The sequence below is a fragment of the Bacillus sp. BP-3 genome (assembly GCF_028401955.1).
GTDB lineage: Bacteria > Bacillota > Bacilli > Bacillales > Bacillaceae_G > Bacillus_A.
This window is the reverse complement of record NZ_JAQOTJ010000004.1, coordinates 264,021-279,263: the sequence shown is the minus strand read 5'-3', so window position 1 is coordinate 279,263 and position 15,243 is coordinate 264,021. Positions and strand designations below refer to the sequence as shown.

The window sequence follows — 15,243 nt, the reverse complement described above, 5'->3', positions numbered from 1 at the left end:
AATATATATATGAGAAGTAGAAGAGGGTTGCTCATTGTTCTTTCAGGGCCTTCTGGTGTTGGAAAAGGAACGGTTCGAAAGGAATTGTTCGGTCAAGAAGATACAAATTTACAATATTCTATTTCTGTAACAACGCGTAAACCGCGTGAAGGAGAAGTAGACGGTGTTGATTATTTCTTTAAAACGAGAGAAGAGTTTGAAGAGATGATTCAAAATAATAAACTGCTTGAATGGGCGGAGTTTGTTGGAAACTATTACGGAACACCAATTGATTATGTTGAGCAAACATTACAACAAGGGAAAGATGTTTTCTTAGAAATCGAAGTGCAAGGTGCAATTCAAGTAAAGAAAGCTTTTCCAGAAGGAGTATTTGTCTTTTTAGCTCCTCCAAGTTTATCGGAACTAAAAAACCGAATTGTGGGCCGTGGTACCGAAACAGAAGAGGTAATTCAAAATCGTTTAACAGTAGCAAAAGAAGAAATCGAAATGATGGATGCTTATGACTACGTAGTAGAAAACGATGAAGTAGAACTTGCTTGCGAACGTATTAATGCAATTGTGATAGGTGAACATTGTCGCCGTGAGCGAGTAGCAAAATATTATAAAGAGATGACGGAGGAAATATAATATGTTAAACCCATCTATTGATTCATTGTTACAAAAAATCGATTCTAAATATACGCTAGTAACAGTAGCGGCAAAGCGCGCTCGTGAAATGCAAGAGCATGACGATTGTGGTGTTGAGCAACCGGTATCTCATAAATTTGTAGGGAAAGCATTAGAAGAAATTAATGCACAATTATTAAACTACGAACCAAGTGAAGATAACAACCATAAGTAAAGCTTTCTTTTCGACAAATAGAGGCATAGATACTATACTTTTCTATGTAACAGTAACAACCTATTTACAAGTAGGTTGTTATTTTTTTACGATGTAGATAAAGTGAAACTTTAATCAGTGGGGGGCTTCATCCCTCGCTGATTATCAGCCCTCACCAATCGGGCGCATGCCAGCAGTTTATCTCCCACCTAACTTCTTAAGAAAAGCGGAAGTGGCTCGTTCAGAATGTGAGGGGGAGTATTACTGCCCGCAAATAGCGGGATAAATTAAAAAACGACATAAAAGCTTTCTTTTAGGTGGACGAGAGCAGCTGACCATGCATAGAAGCGGGTCAGGGCCTACTTCGCCACATACGAAGTTCAGACAGAGGAAGAAAGCAAGTGCGGACTTCTTATTTCTGTAAAGTAGCATTGGATATGTCGAAAGATCAAAAAGGATTTATATAGGATAAAGGGAAGCGACAGCTTCTATTTGTATGTAATGAGTATGAATGGTTTGAAGTTCGAAAAAGACTCAGTGTCATGAAAGAAAGAGGACGAGACGTATGCTAAAAGGAAAAAAAATACTTTTATGTGTCACAGGAGGCATTGCTGTATTTAAAGCAGCTGCGCTAACAAGTAAATTAACACAGGCAGGTGTGCTAGTAAAAGTAATAATGAGCGAGTCGGCAATGAAGTTTGTTACACCGCTTACATTTCAAGCACTTTCTCGCCATGATGTATACACAGATACATTTGATGAAAAAGATTCAGCGGTCATTGCTCATATTGATTTAGCAGACTGGGCTGATATTGTACTTGTTGCACCGGCGACAGCAAATATCATTGGTAAATTTGTAAATGGTCTTGCAGATGATATGATTTCAACGACACTTCTTGCAGCAACAGCTCCAGTGTGGATTGCACCTGCAATGAATGTTCATATGTACGAAAATCCAGTTGTCCAAAAAAATATGCAAACGCTAAAACAGTTAGGATATACATTTATTGAGCCTGGAGAAGGCTTTTTAGCTTGTGGATATGTTGCCAAAGGCCGGTTAGAAGAACCAGAAAACATTGTAGCAATGTTAGAAAAGCATTTTTCAGAAGAGAAGCCGCTGCAAGGCAAACGAATATTGGTGACGGCGGGACCGACACGTGAAAAAATTGACCCAGTTCGTTTTATGACGAATTTTTCTTCAGGGAAAATGGGATATGCACTTGCGGAAGTTGCGGCAAATCTTGGTGCGGAAGTCATTCTTATTTCTGGTCCGACGGCGCTAGCACCGCCTTCAAATGTAACGACAATACAAGTGGAATCAGCACAAGATATGTTAGAAGCAGTTTTACATCATTATGCCAATATGGATGTTGTAATCAAAACAGCGGCAGTAGCGGATTACCGTCCAAAGGTTGTATACGATGAGAAGATGAAAAAGAAAAGCGGCGATACAGTTATTGAATTAGAAAGAACGACAGATATTTTGAAAGCATTAGGTGAGAAAAAGGAACATCAATTACTCATTGGCTTTGCGGCAGAAACAACAAACGTTGAAGAGTATGCAATGAAAAAATTACGCGAAAAAAATGCTGACATGATTGTTGCGAATGATGTAAAAGCAGAAGGAGCAGGATTTGGTACGGACACAAATATTGTGACAATGTATAAACGAAATGGCTCCGTGGTTGAATTGCCACTACTAACAAAGCAGGAAGTAGCGCGAGAAATTTTACTACATGTTGAAAAAATGCTGGAAGAGGATCCAGCATGAAATTTGCAAGTGTAATTGTCGATGTTCCAGCAAGGCAAACGGATAGGCCATTCGATTATATTATTCCTAAACGTTGGGAAGATTTTGTTCAAACGGGTATGCGAGTTGTTGTTCCTTTTGGACCGCGAAAATTACAAGGATTTGTCATTGGGATAAAGGATACAGTAGATGTAGATGTAAATAAGTTGAAAACATTACATGAATTATTAGATGTAACACCTGTATTAAATGAGGAATTACTACAGCTTGGAAATTGGCTTACAGAAGAAACACTTTGTTTTACAATTTCAGCGTTCCAAGTTATGTTGCCAACAGCAATTAAAGCGACATATAAAAAACAGCTACGTCTTCATCGGCCCGAAGACGTAGCGATCAATGTGAAGCAGCTCTTTCAAGGAAAAGAAAGTATCGATTGGAATGTACTTGATGAATGGCCGCAGTTGTATCGTGCAGTGCAAACAGAAATTGCAAAAGGGACTGTTGAAGTTGTTTATGAAGTAAAAGATAAGGCGCAAAAGAAAAAACAAAAAATGATTCAACCTGTTTTGCCTTTTGAAGAATTAGAGGAAACGGCTTTTCATCTAAAGAGTAAAAAGCAGCAGGATGTATTGTATTATTTCATGGAACACTATCAGCCTGTACCGTTAAAAATAGTAATGGAAGAATTGCAAATGACGGATGCTCCCATTAAATCACTTGTGAAAAAAGGTTTGTTAGCTGAAAAATATGTGGAAGTATATCGAAATCCTTATGATGATGATGCTTTCGAACGCACAAAGCCATTCCCGCTTACAGAAGAGCAACGACAAGTAATTGCACCAATCTTAACCACCATTACTGAAGAGCAGCATGAGACGTTTTTACTGTACGGTGTCACAGGGAGCGGAAAAACAGAAGTTTATTTACAGTCAATTGAAGAAGTACTTAGCAGAGGAAAAGAAGCCATAGTACTTGTGCCTGAAATTTCGTTAACGCCGCAAATGGTGGATCGTTTTAAAGGGCGTTTTGGCTCGCAAGTGGCAGTTCTTCATAGTGCATTGTCTGTTGGTGAAAAATATGATGAATGGCGTAAGATTTTACGGAAAGAAGTCAAAGTAGTTGTAGGGGCGCGTTCAGCAATTTTTGCACCATTTGAGAATTTAGGAATTATAATTATTGATGAAGAACATGAATCGAGTTACAAACAGGAGGATAATCCACGCTACCATGCACGTTCTGTTGCGATTCGGCGGGGAGAATATCACAATTGTCCTGTTGTGTTAGGAAGTGCTACGCCTACACTAGAATCGTTTGCTCGCTCTCAAAAAGGTGTATATAAACTGCTTACAATGGCGAAGCGGATGAATGAAAAGGATTTGCCTGCAGTTGAGATTATTGATATGAGAGAAGAGCTTCGTGATGGTAATCGTTCTATGTTTTCTCAGCTTCTTCATGAGAAGATAGCGGATCGATTAGAGAAAAAAGAACAAATGGTGCTTTTTTTAAATCGAAGAGGGCATTCGACATTTGTTATGTGTCGTGATTGCGGATATGTCGTACAATGTCCACACTGTGATATTTCGCTTACATATCACAGAATGAATAACCGTTTGAAATGTCATTACTGTAGTTATGAGGAACATTTACCGAATGCTTGTCCTGCTTGTAATAGCTCCCATATCCGCTTCTTTGGGACGGGGACACAAAAGGTTGAAGAAGAAATTACAAAATTGTTTCCAGAAGCACGCGTTATTCGAATGGATGTGGATACGACAAGTCGTAAAGGGATGCATGAAAAGCTCCTGAAGTCATTTGGGGCAGGAGAAGCTGATATTTTACTTGGGACGCAAATGATTGCGAAAGGTCTTGATTTTCCAAATGTGACGCTTGTAGGTGTATTAACAGCAGATACAATGTTGCATTTGCCGGATTTCCGGGCAAGTGAAAAAACATATCAGCTTTTAACGCAAGTAAGTGGCCGAGCTGGACGTCACGAGCTTCCAGGAGAAGTAGTCATTCAAACGTATACACCTGAACATTATAGTATAGAATTAGCAAAAAAGCAGAAGTATGATTTGTTTTTTGAGCGTGAGATGTATATGAGGAAAATGCGGCAATATCCACCATATTATTATGTTACGTTAGTTACAGTATCTCACCCGGAATTATTAAAGGCAGTGCAGGTAACAGAAAAAATTGTTGATTTTTTACGACAACATTGCTCACAGCAAACGATGATCTTAGGTCCAGTTGCTTCGGCAATTCCTCGTATAAAAGATAGATATCGATACCAATGCATGATAAAATACAAACGGGAACCAAACTTAAAGTACGTGCTTAAAATGGTAAATGAACATTATCAGGCAGAAATGCAAAAAGACTTGCAAATCTCAATTGATTTTAATCCAACTATGTTGATGTAGTAGAGCTGAATTTAGAGGCAAATGGATAAAATAAAGTGGAACATTTACACGTAGGGAGACTAATCATCAGTGGGGGCCTCATTGATGGGAGTTTCACTTTATTTCAATCTGATTTTATGTTGAAAAGGAGAGCAGTATGGCAACATTAGAGATAGTAAAACATCCAAATGAAGTATTAGAAACGCCGTGTGAACGTGTAATAAATTTTGATAAAAAGTTAGTAAAGCTTTTAAAAGATATGCACGAAACAATGTTAATTGCGGATGGTGTTGGATTAGCAGCACCGCAAGTTGGTGTAAGTCTGCAAGTTGCTGTTGTGGACATTGATGATGATAACGGGAAAATTGAATTAATTAATCCTGTTATTTTAGAACAACGTGGTGAACAAGTGGGTCCCGAAGGCTGCTTAAGTTTTCCGGGGCTTTTTGGTGATGTAACACGTGCTGAGTATATTAAAGTACGTGCCCAAAATCGCCGCGGGAAAGTATTTTTATTAGAAGCAGACGGCTTTTTGGCCCGTGCAATCCAACATGAAATCGATCATTTACATGGTGTGTTATTTACATCTAAAGTAACGCGATATTATGAGGAAAATGAATTAGAAGAGATGTAAAAGGAGAGTTTTTTAAATGGTGAAAGTTGTATTTATGGGAACACCGGACTTTTCAGTGCCGGTGCTTCGTCGTCTTATTGAAGATGGATATGATGTGATTGGTGTCGTGACGCAGCCAGATCGTCCAGTAGGTAGAAAAAAGGTGTTAACTCCAACACCTGTTAAAGTTGAAGCAGAAAAACATGGTATTCCGGTGTTACAACCGTTAAAAATTCGTGAAAAAGAGGAATATGAACAGGTGTTGGCATTAGAGCCGGATTTGATTGTGACAGCTGCATTTGGACAAATTGTACCAAATGAAATTTTAGAAGCACCGAAATATGGATGTATTAATGTTCATGCTTCATTACTTCCAGAACTTCGCGGCGGTGCACCTATTCATTATTCTATTATGCAAGGAAAAGAAAAAACAGGCATTACGATTATGTATATGGTTGAAAAGTTAGATGCTGGTGATATTTTAACGCAAGTAGAAGTAGAAATTACAGAATGTGAAACAACCGGCTCGTTATTTGATAAATTAAGCGTGGCTGGAGCTCATTTATTATCCCAAACAGTTCCGCTGTTAATACAAGGAAAATTAGAACCAATTAAACAAAATGAGCAAGAGGCGACATTTGCTTATAATATTAAACGTGAGCAAGAAAAGATTGACTGGACGAAAACAGGAGAAGAGATTTACAATCACATTCGTGGTTTAAATCCGTGGCCAGTTGCTTATACGACGTTAGCAGGACAAGTTGTAAAAGTATGGTGGGGAGAAAAAGTTCCTGTAACAGAGAAAGCTGAAGCGGGAACAGTTGTTGCAATTGAAGAAAATGGTTTCGTTGTGGCAACAGGAAATGAAACAGCAATTAAAATTACTGAGTTGCAACCATCTGGTAAAAAACGCATGGATTGTTCACAATTTTTACGTGGAACAAAACCTGAAATAGGTACGAAGTTAGGAGAAGACGCATGAAACAAAACGTTCGTGAATTAGCTCTTGACGGTTTAATGCAAGTAGAAAAAAGCGGCGCATATAGCAATTTGCTTTTAAACAACCTTATTGAAAAAAATAGTATTGATAAAAAAGATGTTGGATTGTTAACTGAAATTGTATACGGAACAATTCAACGATGTGATACACTTGATTATTATTTACAGCCGTTTTTAAGAAAAAAGATTGAACTGTGGGTAAAAGTATTGCTTCGCCTCTCTTTATATCAAATGTTGTACTTAGATCGTGTTCCGGAGCGGGCGGCTATTCATGAAGCAGTTGAAATTGCGAAGCGTCGTGGACATAAAGGAATCGCCGGACTTGTGAATGGAGTACTTCGTTCGATTCAGCGTGAAGGTGTTCCATCGCTAGATGAGATTAAAAATCCGGAAAAGCGTCTTGCTATTGCAACAAGTCATCCAGAATGGCTTGTAAAAGAATGGATAAAAGCATATGGAATTGAAACGGCAAGGCAAATGTGTGAAGTAAACTTACTCCCACCAGTTCCGACAGCCAGGGTTAACATAGCAAAAGGGTCTGTAGAAGCTGCACTCAAAATGTTAGAAATAGAAGGAATTCAGGCAAAGCATGGCGATTTATCGGAAGACGCAATTCAAATTGAAAAAGGGAATGTAGCTCATACAGAAGCATTTCAAGAAGGAATGTTATCTATTCAAGATGAAAGTTCAATGCTTGTAGCTCGTGCGCTTGATCCAGAGGCAGGAGATATAGTTCTGGATAGTTGCGCTGCCCCTGGTGGGAAAACGACGCATATCGCAGAACGTTTGGGAGGAACGGGAAAAGTTATTTCTCTTGATCTACACCCACATAAAGTGCGTTTAATTCAGCAGCAAGCAAAGCGCCTTGAACTAGAAAATGTAGAAGCGAAAGCTCTTGATGCACGGAAAGTGCAAGAGCATTTTGAACAAGAGAGCTTTGATAAAGTATTAGTAGATGCGCCGTGTTCTGGATTTGGGGTAATTCGCCGTAAACCAGATATTAAAATGGGGAAACAAAAAGAAGATAGTGAAAGACTTGCCAATATTCAACTATCTATTTTAGAAAAGGTGGCTCCTTTGTTGAAAAAGGGAGGACGTCTTGTTTATAGTACGTGTACAATTGAGAAAGTAGAAAATGAACAAGTAATAGAGCAGTTTTTACAATCACATTCTGAATTTGAATGGGATGTAACAATGAAAGACCGATTGCCAAAAGCTGTACATCCTTATGTAGTAAAAGGTGGAGTGCAAATTTTGCCGCATTATTTTGCAACAGATGGATTTTATATTGCTTGTTTAAGAAAGAAGGTGTAGCATCATGGAAACTACTGTGAAAAAACAAATAAAAGAATTGAAAGAAAAAAAGCCATCCATTTATTCCTTGCAGCTTCATGATATGGAACAATGGTTAAAAGAACAAGGGGAACCTAAATTCCGTGCCGGTCAAGTTTTTGATTGGCTATACAAAAAAAGAGTAACGACTTTTGAGGATATGTCAAACCTTTCTAAAGGATTGCGTGAAAAATTGTCGAATTCCTTTGATATTACAACTTTAAAAACATTAGTAAAACAAACGTCTTCAGATGGTACAATTAAATTTTTATTTCAACTGCATGATGGTTATTCTATTGAAACAGTATTAATGCGCCATGAATACGGAAATTCAATTTGTGTGACAACACAAGTCGGCTGCCGAATTGGCTGTACGTTTTGTGCATCAACACTTGGGGGTCTAAAACGTAATTTAGAAGCTGGTGAGATTGTTGCACAAGTTGTCGAAGTACAACGTGAGTTAGATGCTACAGACGAGCGTGTCAGCTCTCTTGTTGTGATGGGAATCGGAGAACCATTTGATAATTATGATAGTTTAATGGCGTTTTTACGCATCGTGAATCATGAAAAAGGACTTCACATTGGAGCGCGTCATATGACGGTATCAACAAGTGGAATTATTCCGAAAATTTATAAGTTTGCTGAAGAAAATATACAAATTAACTTTGCGGTTTCTTTACATGCCCCAAATACAGAGCTGCGCTCAAAATTAATGCCAATTAACCGTGCGTACAAGTTACCAGATTTAATGGAAGCTATCAAATACTACATTGAAAAAACAGGACGCCGCGTTACATTTGAATATGGCTTATTTGGAGGGGAAAACGACCAAGTCGAACATGCTGAAGAGTTAGCTCAGCTGTTAAAAGGTGTAAAATGTCATGTTAACTTAATTCCAGTCAACTATGTACCAGAACGCGATTATGTGAGAACGCCGCGTGAACAAATTTTCTTGTTTGAAAAAACATTAAAAGATCGTGGTGTTAACGTAACAATTCGTCGCGAACAAGGTCATGATATTGATGCAGCCTGCGGTCAATTGCGTGCAAAGGAGCGCAAAGAAGAGACGAGGTGAGATGATGAAAACCGTGTTTCTATCAGATAAAGGAAAAGTTCGTCAACATAATGAAGATAGTGCAGGAGTATTTTGTAATTTAGATGGAGATATTTTAGCGGTTGTAGCAGATGGAATGGGAGGTCATCGAGCAGGCGATGTTGCTAGCTCGATGGCGATCCAATTGTTCCATGACTACTGGAAACAAACGTATAATATGGATACTCCTAAAAAAGCAGAACAGTGGTTACATAATCATGCACAAATTATTAATGAACGAGTATACAAATATTCTGGAGAACATCCAGAGTGTAGTGGAATGGGAACAACAATCGTTGCTGCTATATGTACGGATACTTTTGTGACGATTGGTCACATAGGAGATAGTCGCTGTTATATGTTATCAGATGATTATATGTCACTTGTTACAGAAGATCATTCCCTCGTAAATGAACTCGTTCGGCATGGGGAAATCTCCAAAGAAGATGCTGAGTATCATCCAAGAAAAAATGTTTTACTTAGAGCGCTTGGAACGGAAGAAACCGTTATATTAGATGTGAAAACCTTAGTATTAGAAGAGGGAGACCAGTTGTTACTCTGTTCAGATGGATTATCTAATAAAATTGCAATGAGTAATATGCAAGAAATTTTACAGTCTGCTGAGCCTTTGCAAACAAAAAGTCAACAGCTTGTGCAGCTTGCAAATGATTTTGGAGGAGAAGACAATATTACTCTTGTCATTATTGATTATGCGGACTTGGCGAACGAAAGTAGGTGAATGACAACGTGATGATTGGAAGACGCCTAAATGACCGTTACAAGCTACTTAAAATGATTGGCGGCGGGGGAATGGCCAATGTATATTTGGCGCATGATGATATACTCGATCGCGATGTAGCTGTAAAAATGTTGCGGCTTGATTATTCAAATAATGAGGAATTTATTAAGCGTTTCCATCGAGAAGCACAGTCGGTTACAACGTTATCGCACCCTAATATTGTGAATATGTATGATGTTGGAGAAGAAGATGGAATCTATTATCTTGTTATGGAATATGTACCAGGTCAAACGTTAAAACAATACATACAACAGCGAGGCATTCTTCCTGTAGAAGAAGCGATTGATATTATGGAACAATTAACTGCAGCAATGGCTCATGCGCATCATTTTGAAATTGTCCACCGTGATATTAAGCCTCACAATATTTTAATTCGAGATGATGGTGTTGTAAAGGTTACAGATTTTGGAATTGCAACCGCGACAAGTGCAACCACTATAACACATACAAATTCTGTTCTTGGTTCTGTTCATTATTTATCTCCTGAACAGGCAAGAGGTGGTGTTGCAAATAAGCAATCCGACATTTATTCTCTTGGAATTGTAATGTTTGAACTATTAACTGGAAGGCCGCCATTTTCCGGAGAATCTGCTGTTTCAATTGCACTTAAACACTTACAAAATGAAACACCATCTCCCAAAAGGTGGAATCCTGATATTCCGCAAAGTGTAGAAAACATTATTTTAAAAGCAACAGCGAAAGATCCGTTTCATCGTTATCAGTCTGTAAATGCAATGAAACGTGACATTGAAACGGCGTTATATCCAGAGCGAATAAATGAACAACCTTTTCGTATACCAGAAGATATGGAAGCCACAAAAGCAATTCCTATTATTCAGCAGGAACAGTTAATAAATACAAATACTGAAGAAACAATTATTTTACCTGGAAAGTTAAAAGAAGAAAAGCAGCAGGACAAACCAGAAGAAGAACAAAAAAAGAAAAAGAACAATCGTTGGCTTAAAATTTTGTTGACGACATTCCTATTTTTAGTTGTTTGTGGAATATTGGCAGTGACGGTGATTCCGGGTTTCTTTATTCCAAAGGAAGTCAAAGTGCCAGATGTGTCTGGAATGACATATGAAAAAGCAGTGAATACACTTAAAGGATTCGATTTGACGTCACCTCAAGTTATATATACAAATGAAGTGGAAGAAGGTAAGGTTATTAAAACAAGTCCAGCGGCAGGACGAGTTGTACGAGAAGGTACAAAAATTACGATTTTCAAATCAGGTGGAAAGCAAAAGAAAAAAATGCCTAATTTGATAGGGAAAGATTATGAAAAGATTAAGGATGAATTGACTCCATATAAAGGGGTTGTTCCTGATTATATTGAAAGTGAAAAGCCGCAAGGTGAAATTGTGTTACAAAGTCCAGAAGCAGGACAATCTATTATAGAAGAAGAGCAAGAGGTAAAAGTGTGGATTAGTAAAGGGCCAAAACAAATCCAACTCGTTGATTTTTCTGGTTGGGCAGAAAATAGCGTAAATAGCTATTTAAATGAAAAAAAACTTGTTCCGGAAATAAAGAGAGAATATTCCGATACAGTGGATAAAGGGCTTGTTATTTCACAATCACCAAAGCCAGATACGAATTTAAAAGAAGGGGCAAAAGTAACGATTACTGTCTCTGAAGGACAGAAAGAAAAACCAACAAAAATTGTAAAAATTGACAATGTTCCAATTCAGTATCAAGGGCCAGTAACTGGAGAAAAAACGCCGCAAAAGATTGAAATATATAAAGAAGATATGCAAAACACTATGGATAAACCGTTTGAAACGAGAACAATAACGGAGTCAACGACAGTCTCTCTTGAGTTTATTATTCAAGAAGGAAAAAAAGGGCGTTACAAAATTGTTCGTGATGGAACGACCTTAATTGAAAAAGAAGTTTTGTACCCGACGCAATAAAGTGAAACTCCTATTAAAAATAATTATAAATGGTGAGTTGAGCGAATCTCGTTCTAAATTGTATTATGAATAGCTATTTTTATGTCTTTTAGAACAAGGTAAAAAAAGGAGAGAATGTATGCCAGAAGGGAAAATTATAAAAGCTTTAAGTGGGTTCTACTATGTGCAGCATGAAGAAGGGATAACACAGTGCCGAGGACGTGGTGTATTTCGTAAACATAAGATTACACCGCTTGTTGGTGATCAAGTTGTATTTCAAGCTGAGAATCCGAGTGAAGGATATGTTCTAGAAATATTAGAACGAAAAAATGAGCTTGTGCGTCCACCGATTGCGAATATCGATCAAGCACTTCTTGTGTTTTCAGCTGTAGAGCCAGAATTCAATCCATTACTATTAGATCGGTTTTTAGTTTTAATTGAGTTTCATAATATTAAGCCAATTATTTGTATTAGTAAAATGGATTTAGTGGATGTGAAAACACGTGAAAAGATTGAAGCATATGCAAAGGATTACAGGGGAATTGGATATGATGTTATATTCACTTCAACGACAACATCAGAAAGTATAGAAGTGTTAAAGCCATTTTTAGAAGGATGCGTTTCCGTTGTAGCTGGGCAATCTGGTGTAGGGAAATCTTCGCTTTTAAATGTATTACGTCCAGATTTGGCGCTAAAAACGAGTGGGATTTCAGCTCATTTAGGGCGAGGTAAGCATACGACAAGACATGTAGAGTTAATTGAAGTAGGGAGTGGGCTTGTTGCGGATACACCTGGATTTAGTTCACTCGATTTCATCGATATAGAAGTAGAAGATCTCACATATTGTTTTCCAGAGTTGAAAGAACAGAGTCAATACTGTAAATTTAGAGGTTGTACACATCTTTCTGAACCGAAGTGTGCGGTGAAAGAAGCGGTAGAAGAAGGGAATATTACAAACTATCGTTATGAGCACTATGTGCAATTTATTGAAGAAATTAGAGAGAGAAAGCCGAGGTATTAATTATGATTAAAATTGCACCATCGATTTTATCAGCAGATTTTTCAAGATTGGGAGAAGAAATTAAAGATGTAGAAAAAGGCGGAGCAGATTATATACATGTCGATGTAATGGACGGACATTTTGTTCCCAACATTACAATTGGACCGTTAATTGTGGAAGCTATTCGCCCGATTACTTCTTTACCATTAGATGTTCATCTTATGATTGAAAATCCGGATCAGTATATTGAGGCTTTTGCTAAAGCAGGTGCGGACATTATTACGGTACATGTAGAAGCTTGCCCGCATTTACATCGGACGATTCAATTAATTAAATCACAAGGCATTAAAGCAGGTGTTGTTTTAAATCCACATACACCAGTTTCCATGATTGAACACGTATTAGAAGATATCGATATGGTTCTGCTTATGACTGTAAATCCAGGATTTGGTGGACAAAAATTCATTCATTCTGTATTGCCAAAAGTTAAACAAGTTGCTGATATGATTCGTGAACGTAATTTGGAAGTAGAGATTGAAATTGATGGCGGCGTGAATGTAGAAACAGCAAAACTATGTGTAGAAGCAGGAGCGAATGTTCTTGTTGCTGGATCTGCCGTATATAATGAAAAAGATCGCGGAGCAGCAATTGCTGCGATTCGCGGATAAGAATAAAGCGGTAGATAGTAATTTATTTAAAAGAAAAGGTAATCTAGCTATTAGCAGATTGCCTTTTTTCTATAGGAGGAGAGAGAACATGATTATTCATATTTTAGCTGGAGGTCCAGTAGAGTGCTGGGCAGATTTTTCTAAATATGAGAGTGAAGACGTTGTATGGGCAGCTGTTGATCGCGGAGTATACCATTTGTTGCAGTTTGGAATTATGCCAAAAGTAGCGTTTGGTGATTATGATTCTGTTACAAAAGAGGAACTAGAGTGGATGCAAAAGCAGAAACATGATTTGCATATTGTACCGAAAGAAAAGGATCAAACTGATTTAGAGATTGCGATTAACTGGGCCTTAGAGCAAGAACCAGAACAAATTCGTATTTTTGGTGCAACAGGTGGAAGGTTGGATCATAGTTTAGCAAACATTCAAATGTTAATAAAAGGTTTGCAATCCAATACCAATATAAGCATTGTAGATTATAAAAATGAAATTTCAGTTAGAGAATCGGGTACATATATAATTGAAAAAAATCCATCATTTCCTTATATATCTTTTGTTCCAGTGACAGAAATAGTAACGGGAATTACACTTCGAGGCTTTAAATATCTTCTTACTGATAAAACGATAAAATGGGGATCGACACTTTGTATTAGTAATGAACTCGTTGCGGAAAAAGGTACTTTTTCATTTACTTCTGGCATATTAATGGTGATAAGAAGCACTGATTGAAGAAATGCTTTTGTTGCGACGTCTATAGTAAACAAGTGGAGTAATGGGGATTAGGAGGGAAACCATGAGATTTTATACAATTAAGTTACCGAAATTTCTTGGTGGAATTGTTCGCGCGGTATTGAATACCTTTAAAAAAGGATAAAAAGCACCTATTACCGGTGCTTTTTTCATGAGCATAATAAAAAAAGAGCCAACGGGCTCTCTTTTTTATTATTAAACACGTTCGATTTTGCCAGATTTTAATGCTCTAGCAGAAACGTAAACACGTTGAACTTTACCGTCAATGCGTACGCGAACTTTTTGAAGGTTAGCGCCCCATTTACGTTTTGTAGCGTTCATTGCGTGAGAACGAGAGTTACCAGAACGAGCTTTTCTTCCAGTAATAGCACAAACACGAGCCATCTATATTTCCCTCCCTTATCTACCGTAACCTACGTAATTTTCAATGTTAGTCTTTTATGCGATGCTAAAAACACTACTATAATTTAACACAACTAAAAAGAGAATGCAACACTGTATAAAAAAGAAATCAAGAAAAATTACTTGACACTATATGTAAGAAATCAAAAGCTGAAATCAAGAAAAATCACTTGACATATTGTAGTGGTATATGTTGTATAATAACAATGGACTATTTTGCTCACCATAAAAAAGTGCTATTTTATTATATAAATGTGAGAGCGAAAAGAAAGAACGATGGAATTTTCTTTGAAAAGATTATATGATAGTAAATAGAGTAGTCTAGCTCACTTTCACCATTTCAGAAGGGGGAAACGAGATGTCAATTGAAATTAAGACAAAGTACGGTCAAATTGATATTAGTACAGATGTAATTGCAACAATTGCTGGAGGCGCTGCAGTAGACTGTTACGGCATCGTCGGTATGGCTTCTAAAAACCAATTAAAAGATGGGTTAACAGAAATTTTACGAAAAGAAAACTTCACTAGAGGCGTTATTGTTCGTAAAGACGAAGATGAAGTACATATTGATATGTATATTATCGTTAGCTATGGTACAAAAATTTCAGAGGTAGCACATAACGTCCAAACGAAAGTGAAATATACACTAGATCAAACGGTAGGACTAGCAGTAGATTCTGTAAACATCTACGTACAAGGAGTTAAAGTTATAAACTTGTAAAGTG

At 37.5% G+C, this 15,243-nt stretch carries 16 protein-coding genes; 15 read left to right on the top strand and 1 reads right to left on the bottom strand.

The annotated features are described in order from the left end of the window. Positions 1 to 9: 9 nt before the first annotated feature. From gmk to spoVM, 14 genes are all read left to right on the top strand, one after another. Positions 10 to 627 (top strand): guanylate kinase, encoded by a 618-nt coding sequence (gene gmk, locus PLX19_RS09065; RefSeq protein WP_272188188.1) that lies wholly within the window; start codon positions 10 to 12, stop codon positions 625 to 627. 1 nt (position 628) lies between these two features. Beyond that, on the top strand, positions 629 to 841 hold the full coding sequence (rpoZ, locus tag PLX19_RS09060; RefSeq protein WP_272188186.1) for a DNA-directed RNA polymerase subunit omega: 213 nt from the start codon (positions 629 to 631) through the stop codon (positions 839 to 841). Positions 842 to 1,385: 544 nt separating this feature from the next. After that, positions 1,386 to 2,591, top strand: a complete 1,206-nt coding sequence (coaBC, locus tag PLX19_RS09055; protein ID WP_272188185.1) for a bifunctional phosphopantothenoylcysteine decarboxylase/phosphopantothenate--cysteine ligase CoaBC — start codon at positions 1,386 to 1,388, stop codon at positions 2,589 to 2,591. Then, entirely contained in the window at positions 2,588 to 4,993 is a 2,406-nt protein-coding gene (gene priA / locus PLX19_RS09050; protein ID WP_272188184.1) for a primosomal protein N', read from the top strand. The genes coaBC and priA overlap by 4 nt, the downstream gene beginning before the upstream one ends. A gap of 136 nt (positions 4,994 to 5,129) precedes the next feature. Beyond that, positions 5,130 to 5,606, top strand: a complete 477-nt coding sequence (def, locus tag PLX19_RS09045; RefSeq protein WP_090912690.1) for a peptide deformylase — start codon at positions 5,130 to 5,132, stop codon at positions 5,604 to 5,606. 16 nt (positions 5,607 to 5,622) lie between these two features. Further along, positions 5,623 to 6,567 (top strand): methionyl-tRNA formyltransferase, encoded by a 945-nt coding sequence (gene fmt, locus PLX19_RS09040; RefSeq protein WP_272188183.1) that lies wholly within the window; start codon positions 5,623 to 5,625, stop codon positions 6,565 to 6,567. Beyond that, positions 6,564 to 7,898 carry a 16S rRNA (cytosine(967)-C(5))-methyltransferase RsmB gene (rsmB, locus tag PLX19_RS09035; RefSeq protein ID WP_272188182.1) on the top strand — a complete coding sequence of 445 codons (1,335 nt, stop codon included), beginning with the start codon at positions 6,564 to 6,566 and terminating at the stop codon, positions 7,896 to 7,898. The genes fmt and rsmB overlap by 4 nt, the downstream gene beginning before the upstream one ends. Positions 7,899 to 7,902: 4 nt before the next feature. Next, entirely contained in the window at positions 7,903 to 8,991 is a 1,089-nt protein-coding gene (rlmN, locus tag PLX19_RS09030; RefSeq protein ID WP_272188181.1) for a 23S rRNA (adenine(2503)-C(2))-methyltransferase RlmN, read from the top strand. Between the two features lie 4 nt (positions 8,992 to 8,995). Then, positions 8,996 to 9,748 (top strand): Stp1/IreP family PP2C-type Ser/Thr phosphatase, encoded by a 753-nt coding sequence (locus PLX19_RS09025; RefSeq protein WP_272188179.1) that lies wholly within the window; start codon positions 8,996 to 8,998, stop codon positions 9,746 to 9,748. A gap of 8 nt (positions 9,749 to 9,756) precedes the next feature. After that, entirely contained in the window at positions 9,757 to 11,718 is a 1,962-nt protein-coding gene (gene pknB / locus PLX19_RS09020; RefSeq protein ID WP_272188178.1) for a Stk1 family PASTA domain-containing Ser/Thr kinase, read from the top strand. Positions 11,719 to 11,836: 118 nt separating this feature from the next. Beyond that, complete coding sequence (gene rsgA / locus PLX19_RS09015) at positions 11,837 to 12,718, top strand: ribosome small subunit-dependent GTPase A (RefSeq protein ID WP_272188177.1); 882 nt, start codon at positions 11,837 to 11,839, stop codon at positions 12,716 to 12,718. Positions 12,719 to 12,720: 2 nt separating this feature from the next. After that, complete coding sequence (rpe, locus tag PLX19_RS09010; RefSeq protein WP_272188176.1) at positions 12,721 to 13,365, top strand: ribulose-phosphate 3-epimerase; 645 nt, start codon at positions 12,721 to 12,723, stop codon at positions 13,363 to 13,365. Between the two features lie 88 nt (positions 13,366 to 13,453). Further along, positions 13,454 to 14,095 (top strand): thiamine diphosphokinase, encoded by a 642-nt coding sequence (locus PLX19_RS09005; protein ID WP_272188175.1) that lies wholly within the window; start codon positions 13,454 to 13,456, stop codon positions 14,093 to 14,095. A 64-nt stretch (positions 14,096 to 14,159) separates the two neighbouring features. Then, on the top strand, positions 14,160 to 14,240 hold the full coding sequence (spoVM, locus tag PLX19_RS09000; RefSeq protein WP_020059192.1) for a stage V sporulation protein SpoVM: 81 nt from the start codon (positions 14,160 to 14,162) through the stop codon (positions 14,238 to 14,240). A 71-nt stretch (positions 14,241 to 14,311) separates the two neighbouring features. On the opposite strand, the gene rpmB is transcribed toward spoVM, so the two are convergent. Continuing rightward, complete coding sequence (rpmB, locus tag PLX19_RS08995) at positions 14,312 to 14,500, bottom strand: 50S ribosomal protein L28 (RefSeq protein WP_000124776.1); 189 nt, start codon at positions 14,498 to 14,500, stop codon at positions 14,312 to 14,314. 376 nt (positions 14,501 to 14,876) lie between these two features. Here rpmB and PLX19_RS08990 point away from each other — a divergent pair, with 376 nt between their 5' ends. Next, on the top strand, positions 14,877 to 15,239 hold the full coding sequence (locus PLX19_RS08990) for an Asp23/Gls24 family envelope stress response protein (RefSeq protein WP_000021111.1): 363 nt from the start codon (positions 14,877 to 14,879) through the stop codon (positions 15,237 to 15,239). Positions 15,240 to 15,243: the final 4 nt, after the last annotated feature.

What these genes read in the sequence shown, in the direction of transcription:
- rpmB (WP_000124776.1), bottom strand. Translation starts at nt 14,500, where the DNA reads ATGGCTCGTGTTTGTGCTATTACTGGAAGAAAAGCTCGTTCTGGTAAC.
- rpe (WP_272188176.1), top strand. Translation starts at nt 12,721, where the DNA reads ATGATTAAAATTGCACCATCGATTTTATCAGCAGATTTTTCAAGATTG.
- spoVM (WP_020059192.1), top strand. Translation starts at nt 14,160, where the DNA reads ATGAGATTTTATACAATTAAGTTACCGAAATTTCTTGGTGGAATTGTT.
- PLX19_RS08990 (WP_000021111.1), top strand. Translation starts at nt 14,877, where the DNA reads ATGTCAATTGAAATTAAGACAAAGTACGGTCAAATTGATATTAGTACA.
- rsmB (WP_272188182.1), top strand. Translation starts at nt 6,564, where the DNA reads ATGAAACAAAACGTTCGTGAATTAGCTCTTGACGGTTTAATGCAAGTA.
- PLX19_RS09005 (WP_272188175.1), top strand. Translation starts at nt 13,454, where the DNA reads ATGATTATTCATATTTTAGCTGGAGGTCCAGTAGAGTGCTGGGCAGAT.
- coaBC (WP_272188185.1), top strand. Translation starts at nt 1,386, where the DNA reads ATGCTAAAAGGAAAAAAAATACTTTTATGTGTCACAGGAGGCATTGCT.
- def (WP_090912690.1), top strand. Translation starts at nt 5,130, where the DNA reads ATGGCAACATTAGAGATAGTAAAACATCCAAATGAAGTATTAGAAACG.
- PLX19_RS09025 (WP_272188179.1), top strand. Translation starts at nt 8,996, where the DNA reads ATGAAAACCGTGTTTCTATCAGATAAAGGAAAAGTTCGTCAACATAAT.
- gmk (WP_272188188.1), top strand. Translation starts at nt 10, where the DNA reads ATGAGAAGTAGAAGAGGGTTGCTCATTGTTCTTTCAGGGCCTTCTGGT.
- fmt (WP_272188183.1), top strand. Translation starts at nt 5,623, where the DNA reads ATGGTGAAAGTTGTATTTATGGGAACACCGGACTTTTCAGTGCCGGTG.
- priA (WP_272188184.1), top strand. Translation starts at nt 2,588, where the DNA reads ATGAAATTTGCAAGTGTAATTGTCGATGTTCCAGCAAGGCAAACGGAT.
- rlmN (WP_272188181.1), top strand. Translation starts at nt 7,903, where the DNA reads ATGGAAACTACTGTGAAAAAACAAATAAAAGAATTGAAAGAAAAAAAG.
- rpoZ (WP_272188186.1), top strand. Translation starts at nt 629, where the DNA reads ATGTTAAACCCATCTATTGATTCATTGTTACAAAAAATCGATTCTAAA.
- rsgA (WP_272188177.1), top strand. Translation starts at nt 11,837, where the DNA reads ATGCCAGAAGGGAAAATTATAAAAGCTTTAAGTGGGTTCTACTATGTG.